Below are 3,443 nucleotides of genomic sequence, written 5' to 3'. Positions count from 1 at the left end.
TTTAGAAGTCGCTTCAGTTTTGGCTGGTAGATGATGTCGAAAGCGGTTTCTTTTCCCGGGAAAAGTTTGAGCGCGATGCGGCGGGTCGAGGCGACCATGGCGACGGCTTCGGCATACGGCAGATTTCCCTGGCTGATGAGGTTCATCACCAGGCTGATGACGATTTGCAGCCGGCGGGTGCGTTTGTTTTCCTCGGCTAGTTCTTGCGGAGAGGGGATAGGTGCAGGGTCGGTACCCATAGCAAACTCGCTTTCCTATTATAGAGAGCGCCCGCCACCGCCACAAGCAGGCTCATTTTGAGGCAGCCGCGTAGGTGGTGGCCCTGATGGTTCGCCCGTCGGTCAGAAACGTGACCGCGCCATCGCGGTCGGTGCGAAAGAGCGCGCCGCCGTTCCTTTTGAGCCGCTCGATTGTTTCGGCGTGTGGGTGGCCAAAAGGGTTGCCTGCGCCGACCGACATCACCCGGTAGCGAGCGCTCACTGCGGAAAGAAATTCCGCGGAAGAAGAGCTTCGGCTGCCATGATGAGGAATCTTCAGGATGTCGCTCGCGAGCGGCGCGCCGTCATCCACCAGGCCATGCTCGACTTTGCGCTCAATATCGCCTGGCAAGAGCAGACGAACCCCTCCGCTGGCGGGACCAAAGCGAAGGAGAACGACCAGCGAGTCATTGTTGGCCGGCGGGCGTGGCGGCGAATGTTCGACGGGCGGCGAGAGAATTTCGCCTTCGACACTACCCACCGCAAAATGCTCGCCCGCTCGAAGCTCGACCACCGGAATTTTGTTCCTGGCAAATACATCGAGAAGCCGACGGTAGGCTTGCGAGTCCGGGTGGTGGCTGACCCACACGGTGCCAATGCGGAAATTTTCAGCAATTGCTCGCAAGCCGTCCAGGTGGTCGTGGTGGGCGTGCGTCAGTACCACCCAATCCAGTTTCTTGATGCGGCGCCACCAGAGGTAGGGCGAAACGACTTCTTCGCCGATGTCCATGCCGCGCCGGCGACCTGCTTCCAAAAACGCGCCGATCTGTCCGCCGCCGTCTATCAACATGGTGCGGCCATCCGGGAACGCCACAAGAATGGAATCTCCTTGACCGACGTCGAGCACCGTCATTTCGAGTTTTCCCGGGTAAAGCGCGGGTGGGAAAGGACAGGCTGCGACAAGATAGATGGCCAGCAGAAGCGGCACCGCCGCCGCGAGTTGCCAACGGCGCCGCCCCGACCGGTCGGGGCGCGGCCAACGGGGAGCGCGAAGCGACAACGCAAAAAGAACGAACGTCGCGAGATAGGCGATGGTCAACCACCGCGGCGGCATGGGGACGCGGTGGCTCAGGATGCTTGCTGCGCTGAACCAGCTCACCGCCGCCAGCATGCCGTGCGTGACGAGTCCGAGCGCTTTTCCGAGCCACAGTCCGAGGAGCGACCACCCCGCTCCGGCCGCCAGGGTCAGAAATCCAAGCGGCACGATGATCCCCACGAGCGGCACAACCACCACGTTGGCCCCAAGCCCTGACCAGCTCACCCGATGAAAATAGACCGCGCCGGCCACCAGGAAGCCGATCTGGATCGCAGCCGAAATGAGAATCAAGTCGGCCAGGCGCAGGCCGAATCGCACCGGCCAGGTCACCGCCGCGCGGGCAATCGCCCTTGACCGCAACCCAGCCGCAGGTCGGCCAAGCAGGCGAGCGATTTTTCCTTCGAGCCAGCCGACGAGCATCCTCAGCTCGATCCGCCATTGGGCTTGCCGCGGCTCAAGCCGGTCATCGCGGCGAACGTCCTCCAAATCGAAAAGAGCCTGCCGGCGCGGCGTGGTGGTCGCTTCCACCCAGGGCAGCCCGATCGCGCCAATGCTATAGACCGCCAGGAAGGACAACTGGAAACCGGCGTCGAAGAGCCATTCCGGCCGCAGCCAGAGAAGCCCCAGCGCCGCCACGGAAACCGAATTCAAAAAATCCAGATTGCGGTAGAGCAGGCGGCCGACCAGATAGACACCGGTGAACCAGACGGCGCGGGCGATGGGCGGGCGGTCTTCCACCAGCAACGCATACAGGATCAAAGCGAGCAGAATGACGGCCGTCGTCCACACGGGCGACACGCGCAGGCGGCGGAGCGCGAGCCAGAGAAACGCCGCCAGCGCGCCAACCTGCAGCCCAGATAGCACTAGGGCATGAAAGGTTCCGGTGCGCCGAAAATCCTCCGCGATTTCCTCCTCGACAAAGTCACGGTCGCCGAGCAGCATCGCCTTCAACACGGCGACGACGTCGGCGTCACTCTTCTCTGGGTAGAAACGATCAAGTTTTTCGAGAAGACGCGCCCGCAACCGGGAAAGCTGGCTGCGCACCCCGGCAGCACCCTGACCTTTTCTTTCGAGCAGCGCCGGATCGCGAAGGTTGCCGAGAAGGAAAACTCCCTGGCGGGCAAGGTGGGCGCGGTAATCAAAGCCACCGGGATTGCGGAAGAGCCGCGGAGGATGGAATTTGGCCAGTACCTCGATGCGGTCGCCGGGGTGAACATCCGGCAAGTGAACGTCCGGCAAAAGGACAGCCTGGGTGGCAGGTTCCTCCGGGCGTTCGTAGTAACTCAGCCGAACCCCGCCGCTCGCGGGCCCCGCCGCGGCGGGCTGGCCGCCCCACTCAATCGCTTCCGCCTCGATTTCATAGACGGTACCGCCCGGCCGGCGCCGCGGCTCGCTCGTGAGCCAGCCCGAAAGCCGGATGGGTTCCCGCCAATCGATTGCGCTGCTCTCAATCAACCTCTGAAGATGGTTCGGCGGAAGCGCTCGGCGGCTGATTTGGAGTTGCCAGGCAGCGAAACAAGACGTGGCCAGGAGCCCGGCAATCCACGCCGCCCTGAGCCAGCTTGCCCCGATACGATCGGGGCCCGCCGACAACCTGCCCGCCAGTCGGTTGGCGGAGCTGGCGGGCAAGCCCGTTCCGCCTTGCCCGAACCGGGCTTGGCGGGAGCGCCGACGGCTTAAGAGAAAGGCGACGATCGCGAAGGCATACAGTGCGACGAAAAGAAGAAGCCATCGGGATGGGACTACGTCGAGCCGGCTAAGACCGCCTAGCCCGGCCGCGAATGCCGCTGCCATCCATAGCATCGGTTGTCGCATGTTCGCAAAGACGGAAGCAGGTTCAACTTTCGGCAGAGGATACTATATCAACGGATGCAAAAGTTTGGTCACCTATCTTGAAGGTGGGTTTCTCCGCCCAGTTTGGTGAAGAAGGTACTCCGGTGCCCCATCCAGCGTCTTATGCTGCGTGGGGGAGGTCCTCTTACCAACGAAACAAGCCCCCACCCTCGTTCCTACACATCGGGACGAGGATGGGCCACCCGCGCAGCATCTCTCGCCGTTTTAGTCTTTTTAGGCTAGTCGGCAAGATCCTATGCCCTGAAGCCGGCCTCTACAAAGGAGGAGGATGGACCACTCGCCGCACCGGGCAAGCT

At 62.6% G+C, this 3,443-nt stretch carries 2 protein-coding genes; both read right to left on the bottom strand.

The features are described 5' to 3' along the window. Nucleotides 1–239, bottom strand: a 239-nt coding sequence (locus tag VIH17_05285) for a hypothetical protein (GenBank protein HEY4682648.1), incomplete at its 3' end; no start/stop codon positions are given. A 52-nt stretch (nt 240–291) separates the two neighbouring features. Beyond that, nucleotides 292–3,087 carry a ComEC/Rec2 family competence protein gene (locus VIH17_05280; GenBank protein ID HEY4682647.1) on the bottom strand — a complete coding sequence of 932 codons (2,796 nt, stop codon included), beginning with the start codon at nt 3,085–3,087 and terminating at the stop codon, nt 292–294. Nucleotides 3,088–3,443 lie beyond the last annotated feature (356 nt).

It is taken from the genome of Candidatus Acidiferrales bacterium (assembly GCA_036514995.1).
GTDB lineage: Bacteria > Acidobacteriota > Terriglobia > Acidiferrales > DATBWB01 > DATBWB01.
The sequence above is the reverse complement of the archived record's forward strand: the minus strand, read 5'-3'. Positions and strand labels throughout refer to the sequence as shown.

Coding starts and splice junctions, on each gene's coding strand:
- VIH17_05280 (HEY4682647.1), bottom strand. CDS start 3,087: ATGGCAGCGGCATTCGCGGCCGGGCTAGGCGGTCTTAGCCGGCTCGAC.